The following is an 18,129-nucleotide window of genomic DNA, read 5'->3' as shown; positions in this document are numbered from 1 at the left end:
AGCGGGCCGTGCTGCTCGCCTTCGAGGTCATCGCCCGTTCCGTCCTGGGCCCGCCCGCGCCCGTGCCCGTAGACACGCTGGAGGAAGGGGAGCGAGCGCAGTCCCCCGACGGTTCCTTCTCCCGGATGCCCTGCCCCTGGCAGTTCGAGCCTTGTGACGTCCGAGAACCTGGGAACCTGTGCTTCCCACTGCCGATGGTGGGACTCAGCTCCCCGCCCCAGCCCGTTCGCGCCCGGCATGGCAGCATATGCGGCATGACGAACTACCACGGGACCCATGCCGCGTAGGCCCCCGCACAACATCCGGGCCGGGCTCCCCGCGCGCCGACCGAACCGTGATGCCATGGCCGACATCGACGGTCTGTCCGCGCGGACCATGTCCGAGATTCGGCGGATCGAGCGCACCCGCACCTACCTGGAACCGGGGCAGACCGTAGCGGCGGTGAGGCTGTGGAAGGACCATGTGCGGCTCCCCAGGCACCAGTTGTCGACAGACTGGGAGTGGGGTGACGAACTGCACTGGGGCTGCTGTGGCAATCCTTTCCACGCCAGGGATCTTCTGGAGGACATGGTGAACGCCCTCCCGGCGCACAGTGCGGCCGAGCTGCGCAGGCTGGTCGAGCGGCTCGACGCGCTGGCCGGACGCCAGGACGTACCGCGCCAGGTGCCGCCGGCGGTACCGCCGTGGCATGTGTGGTGACCATGCCCGTGCCCGTACCACTGGGCCGAACCCGGCCTCACTACAACCGCCGACGAGACACCGGCGAGCGCTACCACGCCACCCTGCTTCACCTGCTCAACGGCATGCTCGGCCGGCTCCACCACTGCTTGATGACCCGCCAGAAGCTCGACGAAGCAATCGGCTTCGCCGTGTGCGGGGACGGCCTGCGCCGATGCGCGGGGCGTTGATGCGGTGCAGGACGGTCTGGGACTGGAGCTAGACCGTGTCTCTTTGGTGGTGGGAGATCGGCTGGTCGGATGCGTCTCTCCGGTTAGTGATCACTGGTGGGCTTGCGGGCGACAGCGCTACAGCGGACATCCCAACTATCCCTGAACAACGCACCTGGTGCGGGTCTCACCTGGTCGGCTGGGATGGGCGGCGTGAATCGTTTCTGCGGGTGACTTTAGGCCCCCGTTTGGGTCTACACGTGGACGTGCTTGATACCTGGCGGTCACGGCTGGGTATCAGGTTGAGAACCCCGACGGGCCTATCCAGAAAGAGGACAGTTCATGTCAATTCAAGATCAAAAGGATGACTTCAGCCTCAACCGGCTGATTCAGCTTCTCCCCGACGATCTCAAGAAGTGGTTGCAGAACCAGCCCCCTGAGGTTCAGAAGAAGGCCGTCCAGCAGGCAACAGCCAAGGGGCTGGATCTCAGTGTCGCGAATAATGTTCCCATCGACTTTTATGGTGGCAGCAAGAGCATTCTCGAAGAAGGGGAAGACGCCGCCGCTCACCTTACGAACCAGGAGACGGCCGCCGGGGTCGTCCGGGGGTTGCAGGGTTCGGCTGGCTCGTAGACCAAGGCTCTTGCCCCTTGGTTCTGCCTCTTGGTCAACTGCGAGTCCAGATGAGGATGCCGACGAGGTGGAGTGCGGCCTGGTAGGCGATCGCGAGCTTGTCGCATCGTGTGGCCAGGCCGCGCCACTGTTTGAGGCGATTGATGCAGCGCTCGACGGTGTTCCGCTGTTTGTAGGTCTCACGGTCAAAGCCGGGCGGGCGGCCGCCCCGGCGGCCTCGCCGGACCCGGTGGCCGATCTGATCGGAAGGTTGCGGGATGACCGCGCGGATTCCTCGGCGCCGCAGATGCGTCCGGATCGCACGGGACGAGTACGCACGGTCGGCGAGGACGGCTGTGGGCCTGGTCCGGGGCCTGCCCGGTCCGCAACGGGGAAGGCGGATGCGGGACATGACTGCCCCGAAGGTCGGCGCGTCACCTGCCTGGCCCGCAGTGACAATAAAAGCAATGGGCCGTGCGCGGTCGTTCGCGGCCAGGTGGACCTTCGTGCTCAGACCGCCGCGGGATCGTCCGATGGCGTGATCAGCGGGTTCGCGTCGTCCTGCCGGCCCTCTTTTGAGTGCTCCGGCGGCGTGTTGGTGGGCCCGCACCACGGTGGAGTCGACCGACACGGTCCAGTCGATGTCGTCGTCGCGGTCCGCCGTGGCCAGGACAGAGGCCAGGATCCGTTCCCAGGTTCCGTCGACGGCCCATCTGATCAGCCGTTTGTGAGCGGTCTGGAACGAGCCGAGCTCGTTGGGAAGGTCCCGCCAGGGCGAGTTCGTGCGGTACTTCCACGCGATGGCCTCAAGAGTGCGGCGGTGGTCGGCCCACCGCCGTCCGCGGACCGGATTGGCTGGCATGAGCGGCGCGATCCGGTCCCACATCGCATCGGTGATCACTAATCGGACCGACACTTCCGATCAACTGAACAACCCATCAAAGAAACACGCGCTAGGCGCCAGCGCTGCCCAGCGGTCACGACCAGGACAGCACCTACTGGCTCTGTTCACAGGCCAGGTGAATCCTGGTGGTCAGCCGCCGCGGGAGTGTCCCAGCGCGTGGCCGTCTGGTTCTGCCGAGAGGCCCCCGGGCGGTTCTTGCTGCAGCCCAGGGTGTCGGCGGGCGCCGGCAGCGTGCTGGTGTGCCCCGGCGATCGTCGGGTCCACGCCGACGTAGCAGGCGATCAGTCCGTCCGCGTCCGCCCGGGCTTGCAGGCAGTGACGATCGGTCGCCCATTCCCCGGCCGGCTGCCACCGGCGGAACAGCGCATCCACCACCCGCCAGGAGCAGTAGCGCTCTCCGGGATGCCCCGACAGGGTGCACCGACCCGCCCCCGCCATCTGATCCCGCCGATGAGCTGCCGTTTCGTCCACGTCGACGGCCGACCCGCCCGTGTGGGCACAGGCAACAGCGGTACCAGTCACGCCCACTGCTCATCGGGCAGGTCAAGCCGCCTCGTCACCGCTGGGGCCGTACGGGGGCTCCGGCGTTCAGGTTCTTCTTGGCCGAAGAACCCGCTGCCGGAGCCCTCACTTGCTTCACGATCACGACGACACGCCCATCACACCGGACTTCGAGGAAGATCCTGGGTACCTGGTACCTGGTGCCGAGCTGTGACCGATGAGCATCAAAGCGGGTTGAGGCGGGCCTTGAGCAGGCAGAACTCATTGCCTTCGGGGTCGGTCAGGACATGCCACTGCTCCTCCCCTGTCTGGCCGATGTCGGCCGGGCGCGCACCAAGCTTCAGAAGGCGTTCGAGCTCGGCGTCCTGATCGCGGTCGGTGGCATTGACGTCGATGTGCAGCCGGGATTTCCCCTTCTCCGGCTCGTCCCTGCGACTGAGGATGATCGTCGGCTGCGGCCCACCGAACCCTTCGCGCGGCCCGATCTCCAACGTGCCGTCGTCCTCGCGATCGAGCACGACGAAGTCCAGGACCTCGCACCAGAACCGCGCCAGCACCTCAGGGGCGCGGCAACCGAGCACGAGCTCACTGATACGACATGCCATAACGGAACCTGCTCTCATCCTGGGAACTACCGGGGAGGCCACACGCGAACAAGGCGTCCGCCGGCGCGGACGACCACTTGCCGGCTGATGAGGACGCAACCAGGTCATCGTTTCAGGTCACAGCACCAGTGGTCCAGGAGTTCGACCTAGACGGTCACCTTTCGCCCGCTTGCCGCCCCTCCGCCAGGCCCCGTACAGCCCGCTCCAGCCGTGTCTGCCGATTCTCCGGTGTCGTGGCCTGAAACAGCGGCAGCATGACGAGGTAGCGGGCGGTCCGGTCGAGCGCGTCGAACGCCGCACGCGCCGCCTGGTCTGCGGCAAGCGCCGTCGCAAGGTCGTCCGGGACAACGGCTGTCGCTTGCGATGCCTACGCGCGGTCCCAGCGGCCGTCCTCCTGGGCCCGTTGGACCTCGGCGAGGCCGGGCTCCCGCATCCGGCCCGCCGCCGCCAGCGCCGCGACCTTCTCGACATTCACCCGCGACCAGAGGCTCGTCGGTCGCCGTGGCCCGTACTTCTGCAGGTAATACCGGTCGTCCAAGCCCCGACGCTGCCCTCCAGGCATACAGCGGCTCACCTCGACTCGCGCGGAGAGCGCGAGAGGCATTCCCCGCGCTGGTGGATGACCACCTGGGCACGCCCTTTGGCGCACCCGCGGCGCTGCGCTACCTGCGGCTCACCTCCGCCTGCCCGGGGAGCGCCTCCGAAGGGCCTGGGTGCTGGGAGTCGATCCGGCATCGACCGTGGTGGTGGGCACAGGCGACGGCGTACCGCAGTTGCGGGATGGGGCCAACTGGAACGACTATGCGACGCAGGCGCGTACGTCGGTGGGCCACTCGACCTCCGGGTGAGGGAGGCGCGCGGCGCGGGGATGCCCGGCGCGTTGGGAACAGGTCGAGTCCTGGCGGTCGGTAACACCGGGGCTCGGGTGCTTCTGTGAGTGAGTGGCACGGGCATCACCCCAGAGGCAGGCCCTTCACCGGGAGCTGACCCGCCGGCAGCCCGCCTTCGGTGGCTGCCTTAGCTGTTTCGCCCAGGGTGTCTGTAGCTGACCCTGTGACTGGGTCGACAGCCTGCTGAGCTGCAGCCGTCGTCTTCTTCCCGGCTTTGCCGACTGCCTTGCCCGTCATACGAACCGCCTTCTTCACCGCTTTGCTCCCGGGCTTCCCCCGCGAGACCAGTCGCCTTCTGCGCGGCGCCGTCCACCGTGTCGCCGATGCTGCCTGGGTTCACGGCGGTCAAGCCGAAGGGCGGCTGTCGGGTGTTCGGGAGGAGCCCTCAGCGGGACGTGCGCAGGGAAGCATCCAAGAGGCCCATAAGTTGCGCAACGCGGGTCTTGCCGGCTGGCGCGAGGGGATACCGATTCAGAACATCGATCAAGACCGGTGTGGCGCGCTGCCGAGCCTGCTCGATCATCTTGTTGCCGACTTCGGGATCACCCTGTGCGTTGATTTCCGCTATGCGCGCTGCACTCGCAGCGGCGCGCAGGATGTGTCCTACCTGGTGAGCTTTCGGGATCGGGTGGAGGTACGGGGCAGATGCGGCATCTCCGGCAGCCTGCGCCGCGAGACGTGAGGCTTCGGTGGAAGCTTCCTTCGCTGCTCGGTGTGCGTCCAACGAGGTGACGCGCTGCAGCTTGGTCCTTCTCGCACCGTCGACGAACTCCCATGCGGCATCAAGGGCTACGCGAGGTCGAGGGTCGCCGGGGTTGGCGTCCTCGAACACAGGGAGAACCTGCTGAGCGGTCTCTGCTACGTAGCGTGTGACGACTCGCAACTCGTCCATGGTCAGTTCGAAGTCACCGGACACGGTCGCCGTCATGAAATCAAGCATCTCACGGGTGTCCCATCTGATGGCCAGTCGCGCCACAGGCCGTTCCAAACCGCGGGTCTCCGCACCGGAGCTTTCGAACGTCCTGGCTGAAGGATTCAGCCAACAACCCAGGACATGGGGCCGTCTTGGGTAGGTCGGGCCACGTGGCTCCCTTGGCCTGACCATCCACACGACACCACGAGTTCAACTCAGTAATCGCAGCTCGGGGAAGCCTCCGGCTTCCATGCGCGGCTCTGATAGGAGTTGATCACCGTGCTGAAACTCTTGTCCCGATGGAGCGTCTGATCGCCGAGCCGGCCTGCGAGCGGCTCATCGTCGAGTTCGTCCACCGGCTCGACCTCTGGGGACCCGAGCTCGGTGACGGACCTGTTCACGCCGTACGGGATCTGGGAATGGCCGGCTGGCGATCGCCGGATAGCGGGCCGCGGTGCTCTTCGTGACTACTTCGGCGCCCGGACCGGCTGTCGCGCCGTATCTGCACCAACGTCCTGGTCACTGTGACCTATTCGGAGACGGCCGCCGCCACCTACTTCACCACGTACCAGGGCGACGGCTACTCCGAGGGCCTGGTGTCGCCCCGACCTCCGGCCCAAGTCGGGCACTACGAAGACACGTTCCACAAGGTGAACGGCGGCTGGCTGGCGGGTGAGGGCGGGCGGCGCCGGATCCTGGCTCTCGTCTGTGGTTTGGGCGGTGGTGGCGCCTGGCGGTGTGGTTGGCTACGCCGTATGGGTCTGGGCGAGTGGTTCCCGGGTGTGTGGCAGCGGCCGAGCTGTTTCAGTGGGGATGCCGGGGGGCGTCGCGCCGCCGGACGGGGGGATGAGTGATGGGTGTCCGTCGCGTGCCATCGGAGTCGGGTCGTGTCCCGAGACCGACGCCGGCGCCCCCCTTCGATCCCGAACTGGGCGTCGTGCTGGCTTCCTTGGGTAAGGAGTCGAGGGAGCCGATGACCCCGGACAATCTTGCGGCCCGGCAAGAGCGGGAGGCCACGACCCGGCCCAGGCCAACGGCAGATGACCTGCGCGCCGACGGCCGTTTCGAGGTGGCGGAGTTCTGTGTGCCGGGGGCGCCGGACGGCCCGGACGTCACGCTGGTGAGCGCGCGGCCGTCCGGGCTGGTCGGGCCTCTGCCCGTGCTGTACTACATGCACGGAGGCGCGATGGTCATGGGCAACGCGTGGTCGGTGCTTCCGCGGATTCTCAGCGAGTGGGCTGCGCGGCTGGGACTGGCTGTCATCTCGGTTGAGTACCGGTTGGCGCCGCGGGCGCGGTACCCCGAGCCGCTGGAGGACTGCTACGCGGGTCTTGTCTGGGCGGCCGGGCACGCGGACGAGCTGGACATCGACGCGGACCGCATCATCATCGGAGGCAAGAGCGCCGGCGGCGGGCTCGCCGCGGCCCTGGCCCTGCTGGCCCGTGACCGCGGCGGTCCTGTGCCGCTGGGGCAACTGCTGCTGAGCCCGATGCTCGACGACCGCGGCGGCACCTTCTCCAGTCATCAGATGACGGGCCTGGGCGTATGGGATCCCATCTCCAACGCGACCGCGTGGAAGGCACTGCTGGGTGACCGCTACGGCGCTGCGGACCTGCCGCCCTATGCGGCTCCCTCCCGTGCCACGGACCTTTCCGGACTTCCCCCGGCCTATATCGAGGTGGGGTCGGCCGAGATATTCCGGGACGAGGACGTGGCGTACGCGAACGCGCTCTGGCAGGTGGGCGGCCAGGCTGAATTGCATGTATGGCCTGGTGCCTACCACGGCTTCGACGGCTTGGCGCCAAAGGCAGCCCTCACCCAGGACGCACGCAACGCTCGTACCCGCTGGCTCCAGCGCCTCCTCGCACAGTCCGGCGCGAGGAACCGGCCCGGCCTCGACACGGTCGTTGCACAGGCCACCGAGCCCGATCCGGCCGCCCGCCGCCGTAGGTGAACCCCAGGACCGGTTGTCCGTAGCTGGCGACACGCTTTTCGCCGGCGCCCCAACGGGTGGCTATGAGGGTGTGTGAGGACTACGTGTCGTTCGGTTCGAGCCGTCTGATTCGGTTCGGACCCGTCTGACGAGGAAGGCTGTGGAGCGTCGGCGAGAGTGAGAGCCGTGCCCGCTGTTGTGCGGGTGGGCACGGCTTTGGTGGCGTGGGGTTAGTTGGGGAAGCCAGCGGCTCCAACCGGGCCACTGCGCATCGGACGGCTCACCCCGGCCTATACGCCCACCTGTTGGGGGCTCGCGAATGCCTGGGGATGGCTACCCGTTGGCGGTGTCGTAGGTGTAGAAGGGACGGTGGTCGATCATGTCGCGGGGCGTGGTGTCGTTCCAAGGGCGCATGGGGTCGGTGAAGCTGACCACCCTGGGGGTCCTGGTGGCCGGGAGGTAGGTGGGGCCGTGACGCCGTTGCCATTCGACCCAGAGCCTGTCCACGAAGCAGTGGTGCAGCCAGAACACCGGATCGTTGGGGGAGACACCCTGGGCCATGTGCCCGCCGACCCAGACATGGACGCGATTGTGAAGGTTGACGCCACGCCAGCCTTCGAGGTTGTTGCGGAACCCGGAGGCGGCGCTGTTCCAGGGGGCGGCGTCATACGTGGGCATGGCGAGCACCGATTCGACATCGGCGCGGCTGGGCAGCCTCACGCCCCCGGCGCCCAGGGCCCGGCTGAGGAACTGGCGGGTGTCGGTGGTCACACCCAGTGGCCAGGTGCCGGCGCCGAACGCGAACGGGCCGGTGGTGACCCTGCGGTCACCGCTGCGGCCGGTGCCTCCGAGGAAGTCCTCCTGCCACAGGCTGGCGTTGGGGGAGTTGTCGGTGGTCCAGTCCCAGTACGGCAGGTTCACCTCGGGGTTGACCGATTGCAGGGCCCGCTCGAATTCCAGGAGGAATTTGCGGTGCCAGGGCAGGAAGGACGGGCAGCGGTGGGCGGCGCGGGCGGCGTCGTCCACGTCGCTCATGATGAACGCGTTGTGGGTGGTCACGAATGCGTCGTAGCGTCCGTCGCGTTTGAGGGCGAGCACGGCGTCGACGAAGTCGCGCTTCTCTTTCGCGGTGAGGAGGGCTTGGTTCTTGCGGATTCCCATGGCGGCTCCTCGCAGAGAGTGGAACGGGGCAGCGCAGGACGGCCAGGGCGGGGACCGGCGCGGGCCGGCCCGCCTGGCGGCGCTGCCCGGAACTGTTCGGTGGCGTTGCGATGGCGTTTCCGCGGGCGCGGCGCGAGGCCGCGGTCCGCGCGGTGTCGGTCAGCCGTGGAACGGTAGGAGGTCGGCGCCCCCCAGGTCGTCGACGGCCATGCGGGCGACCGCCAGCGGGGTAGGCAGCGGCTCGAAGTGATTGACGATGCTGACGTAGGTGCCGTTGGCGTTGCCCATCAGGTGCAGTTCCTCGCCGTCTATGAACACCTGGGGCCCCATGTCGGAGCCGCCCGGTGGGTGGGCCCGGCCGGTGTGGGGACTGCTGTGTCGGCGGCCTTTCCCGCTGCTGTGGTGGTCTTCGCCGTGCCGGCAGTGGCCGACGATGTGCCGCCCCCGATAGATCTCGTCGAATTCCTGGCAGTGCACGGCTTTACGGCGGTGATGGGCGGATGGCGCCGCCTCGGCCGCCGGGGTCGCTGGTGCGCCCAGCACACCGAGCCCGGCGGCGGTGGCGGCCGTGGCGCCGGTTCGAAGGATGGCGCGGCGCGAAAGATCAGGCATGGTTCGTCTCCCTTGCGACCGACCCCGGAAGAGATTCCCGGGGGTTGTGTTTGCGCAGAGGTGACCGGGCGTCAGGACGGCGCCCCGCCGGGCCCGTCACACGCAGACCGCGCATCCGGGCCGACCGCTCGCAGCGTGGCAAACCACACCCACATGGCCCAACTCCCCGCCGTTCTCACCCGTCTCTTCACGCCACTGGCGTCACGCGAGCTCAGGCGCCAGAACGGGCGATCTTCCTGTCACGGCCGGTGTCGAGACGCGTAGACGCAAGATTCTTTGGTTTCACCGGTGAAAGACGCAGGGTTTATCGAGATCGCAAGTCCATCGGTCAACGACCTTTCCCTTGAGGTCGCCTGGAAATGATCCACTGGCCAAGACGGGGCCTGTCTGGCCGGAGGTGATGTTTCCTGCGGATTCGGGCGCGGGACCGGTCGCTGCAGCCGGGCCGTGCTGTGGGCATAGCGCGTATGGCGTGGCGCGTAGGGCACCGGACCGCCGTCGCGGGCGGGCGGAGGCGCGCGTTTGTCAGGGCCGTCGACGCTGCGCTCGACGCCTTCGGTTTCGTTCGGCGGGCCGGTGCTACCCGTATGGACCCTGTCGGCTCGCGGTCGGGAGGGATGCGTGCGTAGGTTGGCTGTGCGGCCTGGTTGGCTCGTGCATGGCTGCGGCGCACTGCCTAGGACGGAGGTGCGCCGCAGCCTCTCCGTTGCCACGACCGGCGACCGGCGACAGGCCAGGACGCTGCCGCCAAGAGGTATTCGTTCCCTGCACCCCGGCCGTGCCGGCCACGCCATCAGGGGCATCAGGGCAACATTGAGTACAGGTACTCATGCCGCGATCGACAAAAGTACGCATGCTCGCGCCATGCATATGGAATCGCCGGGTTGCCCAGACTGCGGAATGCCTCTGGGGTCACCTCCGCCCGCTTGGTGCACTCATTGCCGACTGCCCTTGACTGGACCGGATGCCCTGGCGTTGTGGCAGGTCACAGGAGAGTTGCACGCGCTGGACGCACGCAGGCAGTGGCTGGCGCAGCGGCACGACGAGTTGTTGGCCGTGCTGCGGCTACGCCGGGACGCGCCTGCGGGGACGCATATGTTCCTTCCCCAGGGCCAGGGCCAGGGCCAGGGGAAGGGGCAGGGCCAGGGCCAGGGCGAGGGCGGCGGCGTGGCGGTTGGTTCGGGGCGGGAGGTCTCCGCGCCGTCCGCCCGGACCGCGCTGCTGATCGTCGGCGGAGTGCTGGTGGTCGTGGCCGCGTTGGTGTTCACCGTGGTGAGCTGGGGACGGCTGGGCATCGGCGGGCGGGCCGCCGTACTGCTCGCGGTGACCGCGTGCGCGCTCGCACTGCCCCGTCCGCTGCGGCGGCGGCAGCTCACGGCCACGGCCGAGGCTTCGGCCGCGGTGGGACTCGCTCTGGTGCTCCTGGACGCCTACGCCGCCCGGCAGGCCGGACTCGGCGGTCTGGATCGCGTCGGGACGGCGGGCTACTGGACGGTGCTCACCGCGCTGATGGCGGTCGGGGCGGCCGGCTACGGCTGGTGGCAGCGACTACGGCTCCCGCTGCCCGTGGGATTCCTGATAGCCCAGTCGCCGGGCCTCCTGGGCACCGCGGCCTTGGGCGGAGCGACCGAGGATTACGCGACCGCGATGATCGCCACGGCCGCGGTGGACTTCGCGGCCCTGTACGCGCTCACCACACACGCCGCCACCGGGCCTGCCGGGTTCCGCGACCGGGTGGGCGGCGAACGGGCCGCCACCGCCTTGGTCACCGGGGCCCGGGCGGTCGGCGGCGGATGGGCCCTGCTGGGCGGAGCGCTCGCGGTGTGGCAGGCGGTGGGCGCCTCGTCGCCGGCCGAGGTGCTGCGGGCCTGGGTGCCGCTTGGCCTGCTGACGCTGCTCGGTGTGGCGCTGTGCCGCGTCTTTCGCGCCTCGCCGTTCGCCCTACGCTCCGCCGGCGAGGGCGTGGCCGTCGTGGCGTTGATCGTGGCGGTCGGAGCCGGCTTGCGGTGCGTCGCGCCTTCGGGGTGGGCCGTGGCCGGATACGCGGCACCGGCCGCACTCATCGCGGTGTGGGCGGCGGTGTCCTGTGCGCGCAGCGGCCGGTGGACGAAGCCTGCGACGGGTGGCCCGTTCGCACCGCCGCCCGAGGCTGCGGCTGCGGTGGGAGAGTTGGTCGCCGCCTCAACAATGCTGCTGCTGACCGGTGTTCTGGTGCTGCCTGAGCTCGCGCACGCCCTCACCCGGCCCCTCGTCCCCGGCATGGCACTCTGGCTTGACGGTCACCCATCGCGGTGGAGCTGGCAGGTCGCGACCGCGCCGCTGGTCGTGCTCTGGTTGGTCGCCTCCGTCCTGATCTCCATGGCCGTACTGCGTGCCCGTGCCGTCGGCGACCCGCACATGAACCGACTGGCGAACGCGCTGCGCAACACCGCAGCACTGGCTGCTGTCCCCGCGGTGCTCTTGCTGCCGGTGGCACTGGGGATGCCGTACGGGTGGGTGCTGGCGGTCGCCACTGTGGTGCCCGCCGCCGTAGCGGCGGACGTCGTGCGTCGGCCGGGGGCCGCACTCGTACCGCGGCAGCTCGGGCTGGCCGCGAGCGGCGCTCTCGCTCTGCTGTGGTCGTCGGCCGACCGGGTCGCCGTGCTCGCGGTGTGGGGGACCTTCGCCGCGTCAGCCGCCGTACTCGCCCACGTCCTTTCGGCGCCGACCGCCCGCCCCGCCGTGCGTGCGACGGCGCGTGTCGCGGGTGCCTTCGCCGTCCTCGCCCTGGGTGTCGAGGCCGTCGCGTCCGGAATCACCGCCGGCCTGCCCGGGCACGTGACCGCCTTCGCGGTACTCGCGGTCGCCGTCATCGCCGGCTGCGCCGCAGCGGCATGGCACCGGGCCCCGGGCCGCGATCAGGTCTCCACGGCCGTCGAAGGCGCCGGGTATGTCCTAGCCGCGTCCGCCATCGCCTTGACGGCCCCGCATCCCGGTGCGCTGAGCCTCGCCCTCGCCCTGACCGGGGTCGCGGGCCTGGCCATCGCGCTGCGCCCGGACCGCCGCCGCGCCGCACTCGTCGGAACCGCCCTGCTCATCGCCTCCTCCTGGGTGCGCCTTGCCCTGGCGGACGTCACCTGGCCCGAGGCGTACACGCTCCCGGTCACGGCAGCCGCACTGGTCATCGGTCACCGCCGCCGTACAAGCACTCCGGGGACGGGCTCCTGGCCCGCCTACGGGGCGGGACTGGGCGCGACCATGCTCCCCAGCCTCATCGCCACGTGGAGCGACGGGAACTGGGTGCGCCCGCTGGTCCTGGGCGCGGCGGCCCTGCTCGCCACCGTTGTCGGGGTACGCACGCGCCTGCAGGCACCGCTGGTCGTCGGCAGCGGCGTACTCGTGCTGGTCGGGCTGCACGAACTCGCCCCGACCGTGGTCCAGGTACTGGGCTTCCTCCCCCGCTGGGTGCCGCTGGCCGCTGCCGGCCTGCTTCTGCTGCTGCTCGGGGCCACCTACGAGAAGCGAATCGGACAAGCCCGGCGCCTGCGTGACACCGTGCGCGGCATGAGCTGAGCCTCCGCCATGCCGGTCCCCGACCCGGCAGCAACTCAACGACCTCACCGCGACTTTGCCAGTCGACGAGCTCCGCGGGCAGGGCAGTTCGCCAGTAGCGCGGGGGAGGGACCCGGGGGCGTCGTCCAGCGTGGCTTCCACGCGGTGGGCCGGGCGGAGGCTGAGCAACTGCGGGCGGGTTTCGTCGGCTGGTGAGGAGAGAGCCGAGCGGTGCGCCCCGCCGTCGGTGAGGAGAGAGCCGAGCGGTAGCCGGTCAGGAGCCGGGTCAGGCCACGTGGTGGTTCCCGGGTGGGGTCCGGCGCGCAGGGCGGCATCGAGTTCCTCCCGCGCACGAGACCCTCGGCCGACGCGGCGTACGCGCAGCACGCTCGGCCCGACGGAGCGTGCTCGCCCTCTTCACCGACCCGACCTCGCTGAACCCCAAACGCATACCCCACCCCAGGGCGCGCGGAAGCACAATCGTGCCCCGTCTGCCTCACTCCGCAGGTTTACGCCCCCCGGACGCGAGGCCGCCCCCTTTCACGCCGTACCGGCGTGCTCTTCCACCTGTTTGGCTTGTCGCTGCGCACGGCCACCTTGCTCACCACCGGCCGTTTCGCTCACTTCTGTTCATCTCCCGGGAGGGAAAGTGTCCGTACCGGACAGTGCCACCGCCTCCGCGACCGAAGAACCCGCCCTTGAACCATCGGCGGACAGCACGCTCAGCAGCCTCAGCACACAGGCCGCGCGCCACCTGGCGACCACCACCAAGTCCGAGCCCCAAATGCAGGCCATCACCTCCCGATGGCTGCTCAAACGGCTGCCGTGGGTGGACGTCAAGGGCGGCGCCTACCGGGTCAACCGGCGTCTGCAACTACGCGTCGGCCGCGGTCGCGTCCAGTTCGAGCACAACGGCGCCGACGACATCAAGGTGATCCCGCAAACCCTCACCGAGCTGCCCGTCCTGCGCGGCTACGCCGACACCGAAGTCCTGGCGGAGATCGCCGGCCGCTTTCGGCCCAGGGAGGTGCGGGCCGGCCAGGTCCTGTTCGAAGCAGGGCAACCCGCCACCGAGGCCTACCTCGTCGTCCACGGCCGTTTCGCCCGCTACACGGTCGGCAAGTACGGCGAGGAGGAGGTCACGGGCGTCGTCACGGACGGCGACCAGATGGGGGACGAGGCGATCGGCCGGCCCGACCCCCTCTGGCTGAGCTCGGTCCGGGCCGAAACGGCGGGCATCGTGATGGCGCTGCCCTGGGAGGTGATCGAGGAGTTCACCGACCGGGTGCCGTCCCTGGCCGCACACCTGGAGGCATACGCCCAGCGCCAGCAGCGCCCCATGAACCGCAAAGGCGAGGCGGACCTCCCGGTCCAGGCAGGGCACGTCGGCGAGCCGACACTCACCAGCGGATTCGTCGACTACGAGCTCGCCCCCCGCGAGTACGAGCTCTCCCTGACCCAGACCGTACTGCGCGTCCACTCGCGGGTCGCCGACCTCTACAACGACCCCATGGACCAGACCCAGCAGCAACTGCGCCTGACCGTGGAGGAGATCCGCGAGCGCCAGGAATGGGAGCTGGTCAACAACCGCGACTTCGGGCTGCTGCACAACGTCGACTACGGACAGCGCATCAGCACCTACACCGGCCCGCCCACCCCCGACGACATGGACGAGCTGTTGTCCATGCGCCGCAAGACACGCCTGTTCCTCGCCCACCCCAAGGCGATCGCCGCGTTCTTCCGGCAGTGCAACAAGCGCGGACTGGTGCCGGGCACGGCGAACGTCGACGGGCACGAGGTTCCCGCCTGGCGCGGCGTCCCGATCTTCCCGTGCGGCAAGATCCCCATCAGCCAGGACCACACCAGCAGCATCATCGCGCTGCGCACGGGGGAGGCGGACCAGGGAGTGGTCGGCCTGTACCAGACCGGTATTCCCGAGGAGTACCAGCCCGGCCTGAACGTGCGGTTCATGGGCATCGACAACGCCGCCGTCATCAAGTACCTCGTCACCGCTTACTACTCGCTGGCCCTTCTTGTGCCCGACGCAGCCGGAATCCTGGAGAACGTCCAGATCGGCCGCAGCGCCGACTGATCAGGTGGAGCACCAACCATGAGCACGCCCCCGAACGCCCCCGCCGCGTTCACACCGCCCGGCCCGCCCGGCCCGCCTGGCCTGCCCGGCCCCGCCCGCGCCCCGCAGGCTCGACCCGGCCGCGCCGTCCCCGGGCTCAAGTACCGGGCCGCCACCCCCGCCGACCCTGAAAAGGTCAAGGAAATCGACCGTCGGCTGGAGGCATGGGCCCGCCGCCTGGACCTGTTCCCCGCCCAGTGGACCGGGGACTTCGCCGAGTTCCAATGCGGCCGCGCCGTCGTCCTGCAACACCCGGCCGCGGCCGACCTCGAACGTCTCACCGTCGCCGGCAAACTGCTCCTGGCCGAGAACATCGTCGATAGCTGCTACTGCGAAGAAGACGAGGGCAAGGGCGCCGCGCGCCGCGACCTGGGGGGCCGGCTGATCCTGGCCCAGTCCGCCCTCGACCCCTTCCACGGCACCGCCGAACTGGAAGAGCAATGGCGCCACGGCGTGCAGGCCGACGGACCACTGCGCTCCTACCACTGGGCCCTGAAGGACTACGCCGCCCTCGCCACCCCCAGTCAAACGGACCGCTTCGTCCACGACATCGCCCGCCTGCACCTGGGCTACCTCGCCGAGGCTTCCTGGGCACAGACCCGGCACGTGCCGCACGTCTGGGAATACCTGGTGATGCGCCAGTTCAACAACTTCCGCCCCTGCCTGTCCCTCGTCGACACCGTGGACGGCTACGAACTCCCCGAAGCGCTCTACGCCCGTCCCGAAGTCCAACGCATCACCGCGCTGGCCTGCAACGCCACCACCGTGATGAACGACCTGTATTCCTTCACCAAGGAACTGCGCAGCGATCCCACCCATCTGAACCTGCCTCAAGTGGTCGCCGCCCACGACAAACGCGGCCTGAAAGCCGCGTACCTCAAAAGCGTCCAGATCCACAACCAGATCATGGAAGCGTTCGAGGCGGAATCGGGGCCGCTGTCCGCCACCTCGCCCCTCCTCGAAAGGTACGCCCGCGGCCTGGCCGACTGGGTGGCCGGCAACCACGAGTGGCACGCCACCAACACCCACCGCTACCAGTTGCCCAACTACTGGTAGACGATCCGCCCCTCAGCAAGGAGTCACAATTTTGACCACCGCTCACGCCGGCACCGCACACGCCACGGTCCCGACCCAGTCCACGTACCAGTCCCGCGTCGCGGACTACTGGAACGCCGAGGAAAACCCGGTCAACCTCGAACTCGGCAAGATCGACGACCTCTACCACCACCACTACGGCATCGGGGACGCCGACTGGTCAGTGCTGGAGGAGTCCGATCCCGACCGGCGCCGCCAACGGGTCACCGGCGAACTGCACCGGCTCGAGCACGCCCAAGCCGAACTCCTCGCCTCCCACCTCGGCGATCTCTCTCCCACCGACCGCGTCTTCGACGCCGGGTGCGGACGCGGCGGCGGCAGCGTGGTCGCGCACCAGCGCTACGGCTGTCACACCGACGGCGCCACGATCTCCGCCAAGCAGGCCGACTTCGCCAACGAACAGGCCCGCAAACGCGGCATCGACGACAAGGTGCGATACCACCACCGCAACATGCTCGACACCGGCTTCACCTCCGGCGGCTACGCGGCGTCGTGGAACAACGAGTCGACCATGTACGTCGAACTGGACCTCCTCTTCGCCGAACACGCCCGCCTGCTGCGACGCGGGGGACGCTACGTGGTGATCACCGGCTGCTACAACGACGCCTACGGACGCGCCTCCCGCGAGGTGTCCCTCATCAACGCCCACTACATCTGCGACATCCACCCCCGCTCGGCGTACTTCAGCGCCATGGCCCGCAACCGGCTCGTCCCCGTGCACGTCGAGGACCTCACCCAGGCCGCACTCCCGTACTGGGAACTGCGCCGGCAGGCCGACCACCTGGTCACAGGCATCGAGGAGACCTTCCTGAACGCCTACCGCAACGGCAGCTTCCAGTACCTGCTCATCGCCGCCGACCGAGTCTGAGGACGCTGGGCCGCGCCGCGTCGGCGCGGCCCAGCCAGGCGACCGTGCCGACCGCGAGCGGACCAGGGCGGGTCACACAACGGACCAGGGCGGACACCGCGGGTCACGGCGGACGCTCAGCGGGCGGGCCGCCGGCGCCGCTGGGCAACCTTGGCGCGACGTGGCACGATTTCTCAGGTGACCACCACAGCCGCCTCGGCGCAGCGCCTGAGCGACCTCGCGCGACTGCGCCGCGTCCGCGACCGGATCGACCGGGAGTACGCACAGCCGCTGAACGTCGAGGCGCTCGCCCGCGGCGCGCACATGTCGGCCGGGCACCTCAGCCGCGAGTTCCGCGCCGCCTACGGTGAGTCGCCGTACGCCTATCTGATGACGCGGCGCATCGAGCGCGCGATGGCACTGCTGCGCCGTGGCGACCTCAGCGTCACCGAGGTCTGCTTCGCGGTCGGATGCTCATCGCTGGGCACCTTCAGCACCCGGTTCACCGAGCTGGTCGGCATGCCGCCCAGCGTCTACCGGCAGCGCGCGACGGGTGCTGCGGAGGGGATGCCGTCCTGTGTGGCGAAGCAGGTGACCAGACCGGTCAGGAATCGAGAAGCGCAGGCCCCGCCCCGCGCCTAACGTGATCGTCATGGATCTCACCATTCACACCAGCTTCCTCCCGCACGACGACCCGGAGGAGTCCCTGGCCTTCTATCGCGACATCCTCGGCTTCGAGGTCCGCAACGACGTCGGACAGGGAAAGATGCGTTGGATCACGGTCGGCCCCGCCGACCAGCCCGACACCTCCATCCTCCTGGCACCGCCGGCCGCCGACCCCGGCATCACCGATGACGAGCGCCGCACCATCACCGAGATGATGGCCAAAGGCACCTACGGCTGGATCCTGCTGGCCACCCGCGACCTCGACACCACCTTCGAACGGCTACAGGCCCGCGACGCCGAAGTCGTCCAGGAACCGACCGAGCAGCCCTACGGCATCCGCGACTGCGCCTTCCGCGACCCCGCGGGCAACCTCATCCGCATCCAAGAGCTGCGCTGAGCCCTCCGGTCATCGAGCATCCGAACCGTTCGACGGCGGAGTCGTCCTTACCCGCGACGTGTCCATGATCGAGGGCGTAGCCAAGGGCCTCGACACCGACGCGCTGCCGCAGCAGCGGGCGACCGGCTCGCCGCACGTAGGCATGCCTGCACCCCGCGTACGCAGCTTCCCCCCACGTACAGCCGGCCACCCCGTACCGGACCTCCCCTCCGCCCCATCCAGGCACGGCGTGAGGCCGACGAGCCGCCCGACCGCGAGCTGAAGCGCGACGTCCGCCGAATGTCTGACACCCGGCGGCCACACCCGGTGGCCACGCCCCAGGACGCACACGCGCGGCCGGGCACACAGGCTCCACAGGCCGGAGAGACGCGGAGACTCGGTGCCGTCGAAGAACACCAGACGTAGCGCTCGAAGCTTGGTTAGATCGAGCCCAGGCGATGCCGA

General features: G+C 69.3%; 17 protein-coding genes and 2 pseudogenes. 11 read left to right on the top strand and 8 right to left on the bottom strand.

The window, feature by feature from the left end; all coding sequences use genetic code 11:
• Nucleotides 1-342 precede the first annotated feature (342 nt).
• From ACZ45Z_RS18645 to ACZ45Z_RS18635, 3 genes are all read left to right on the top strand, one after another.
• Nucleotides 343-699 carry a hypothetical protein gene (locus ACZ45Z_RS18645; RefSeq protein WP_468363257.1) on the top strand — a complete coding sequence of 119 codons (357 nt, stop codon included), beginning with the start codon at nt 343-345 and terminating at the stop codon, nt 697-699.
• A gap of 8 nt (nt 700-707) precedes the next feature.
• The gene (locus ACZ45Z_RS18640) at nt 708-908 is read left to right on the top strand and encodes a hypothetical protein (RefSeq protein ID WP_468363255.1); all 201 of its coding nucleotides are present in this window, start codon (nt 708-710) and stop codon (nt 906-908) included.
• Between the two features lie 321 nt (nt 909-1,229).
• Entirely contained in the window at nt 1,230-1,520 is a 291-nt protein-coding gene (locus ACZ45Z_RS18635) for a hypothetical protein (protein ID WP_468363253.1), read from the top strand.
• Nucleotides 1,521-1,554: 34 nt separating this feature from the next.
• On the opposite strand, the gene ACZ45Z_RS18630 is transcribed toward ACZ45Z_RS18635, so the two are convergent.
• The 6 genes and pseudogenes from ACZ45Z_RS18630 to ACZ45Z_RS18605 form a co-directional block, all read right to left on the bottom strand.
• Nucleotides 1,555-2,385, bottom strand: coding sequence for an IS5 family transposase (locus tag ACZ45Z_RS18630; protein ID WP_468363498.1), 831 nt, complete (start codon nt 2,383-2,385; stop codon nt 1,555-1,557).
• A gap of 743 nt (nt 2,386-3,128) precedes the next feature.
• Entirely contained in the window at nt 3,129-3,509 is a 381-nt protein-coding gene (locus ACZ45Z_RS18625; protein WP_468363251.1) for a VOC family protein, read from the bottom strand.
• 154 nt (nt 3,510-3,663) lie between these two features.
• Nucleotides 3,664-3,849 (bottom strand): annotated as a pseudogene (locus ACZ45Z_RS18620) (YdeI/OmpD-associated family protein); the annotation flags it as partial.
• Nucleotides 3,850-3,876: 27 nt separating this feature from the next.
• Complete coding sequence (locus ACZ45Z_RS18615) at nt 3,877-4,047, bottom strand: YdeI/OmpD-associated family protein (RefSeq protein ID WP_468363249.1); 171 nt, start codon at nt 4,045-4,047, stop codon at nt 3,877-3,879.
• A gap of 737 nt (nt 4,048-4,784) precedes the next feature.
• Nucleotides 4,785-5,339, bottom strand: coding sequence for a putative immunity protein (locus ACZ45Z_RS18610; RefSeq protein WP_468363247.1), 555 nt, complete (start codon nt 5,337-5,339; stop codon nt 4,785-4,787).
• A gap of 188 nt (nt 5,340-5,527) precedes the next feature.
• On the bottom strand, nt 5,528-5,668 hold the full coding sequence (locus ACZ45Z_RS18605) for a hypothetical protein (RefSeq protein WP_468363522.1): 141 nt from the start codon (nt 5,666-5,668) through the stop codon (nt 5,528-5,530).
• Between ACZ45Z_RS18605 and ACZ45Z_RS18600 the strand changes: the two are divergent.
• Together ACZ45Z_RS18600 and ACZ45Z_RS18595 are read left to right on the top strand one after the other, a co-directional pair.
• A pseudogene (locus tag ACZ45Z_RS18600) lies at nt 5,612-5,980 on the top strand (nuclear transport factor 2 family protein); the annotation flags it as partial. The gene ACZ45Z_RS18605 and the pseudogene ACZ45Z_RS18600 sit on opposite strands and share 57 nt — an antisense overlap.
• Nucleotides 5,981-6,165: 185 nt before the next feature.
• Nucleotides 6,166-7,266 (top strand): alpha/beta hydrolase, encoded by a 1,101-nt coding sequence (locus ACZ45Z_RS18595; protein ID WP_468363245.1) that lies wholly within the window; start codon nt 6,166-6,168, stop codon nt 7,264-7,266.
• A gap of 312 nt (nt 7,267-7,578) precedes the next feature.
• Here the strand turns inward: ACZ45Z_RS18595 and melC2 are convergent, their stop codons facing one another.
• Complete coding sequence (gene melC2 / locus ACZ45Z_RS18590) at nt 7,579-8,406, bottom strand: tyrosinase MelC2 (RefSeq protein WP_468363243.1); 828 nt, start codon at nt 8,404-8,406, stop codon at nt 7,579-7,581.
• Nucleotides 8,407-8,565: 159 nt separating this feature from the next.
• On the bottom strand, nt 8,566-9,018 hold the full coding sequence (locus ACZ45Z_RS18585) for a tyrosinase family oxidase copper chaperone (protein WP_468363241.1): 453 nt from the start codon (nt 9,016-9,018) through the stop codon (nt 8,566-8,568).
• Between the two features lie 951 nt (nt 9,019-9,969).
• On the opposite strand from ACZ45Z_RS18585, the gene ACZ45Z_RS18580 reads away from it, so the two are divergent.
• The 6 genes from ACZ45Z_RS18580 to ACZ45Z_RS18555 all read left to right on the top strand — a co-directional run bounded on the left by ACZ45Z_RS18580 (nt 9,970) and on the right by ACZ45Z_RS18555 (nt 17,685).
• On the top strand, nt 9,970-12,570 hold the full coding sequence (locus ACZ45Z_RS18580) for an SCO7613 C-terminal domain-containing membrane protein (RefSeq protein WP_468363239.1): 2,601 nt from the start codon (nt 9,970-9,972) through the stop codon (nt 12,568-12,570).
• A gap of 628 nt (nt 12,571-13,198) precedes the next feature.
• A complete protein-coding gene (locus tag ACZ45Z_RS18575; protein WP_468363237.1) occupies nt 13,199-14,641 on the top strand; it encodes a family 2B encapsulin nanocompartment shell protein in 1,443 nt (480 codons plus the stop codon).
• A gap of 18 nt (nt 14,642-14,659) precedes the next feature.
• Nucleotides 14,660-15,736: a family 2 encapsulin nanocompartment cargo protein terpene cyclase gene (locus ACZ45Z_RS18570; protein ID WP_468363235.1), complete on the top strand. Its 1,077-nt coding sequence runs from the start codon at nt 14,660-14,662 to the stop codon at nt 15,734-15,736.
• A 31-nt stretch (nt 15,737-15,767) separates the two neighbouring features.
• Nucleotides 15,768-16,643 (top strand): geranyl diphosphate 2-C-methyltransferase, encoded by an 876-nt coding sequence (locus tag ACZ45Z_RS18565; RefSeq protein WP_468363233.1) that lies wholly within the window; start codon nt 15,768-15,770, stop codon nt 16,641-16,643.
• Between the two features lie 177 nt (nt 16,644-16,820).
• Nucleotides 16,821-17,264, top strand: coding sequence for a helix-turn-helix transcriptional regulator (locus tag ACZ45Z_RS18560; RefSeq protein WP_468363231.1), 444 nt, complete (start codon nt 16,821-16,823; stop codon nt 17,262-17,264).
• A 10-nt stretch (nt 17,265-17,274) separates the two neighbouring features.
• The gene (locus ACZ45Z_RS18555; protein WP_468363229.1) at nt 17,275-17,685 is read left to right on the top strand and encodes a VOC family protein; all 411 of its coding nucleotides are present in this window, start codon (nt 17,275-17,277) and stop codon (nt 17,683-17,685) included.
• The last annotated feature ends 444 nt before the right edge of the window (nt 17,686-18,129 follow it).

Source organism: Streptomyces sp. NPDC031210, assembly GCF_055570395.1.
The sequence above is the reverse complement of the archived record's forward strand: the minus strand, read 5'-3'. Positions and strand labels throughout refer to the sequence as shown.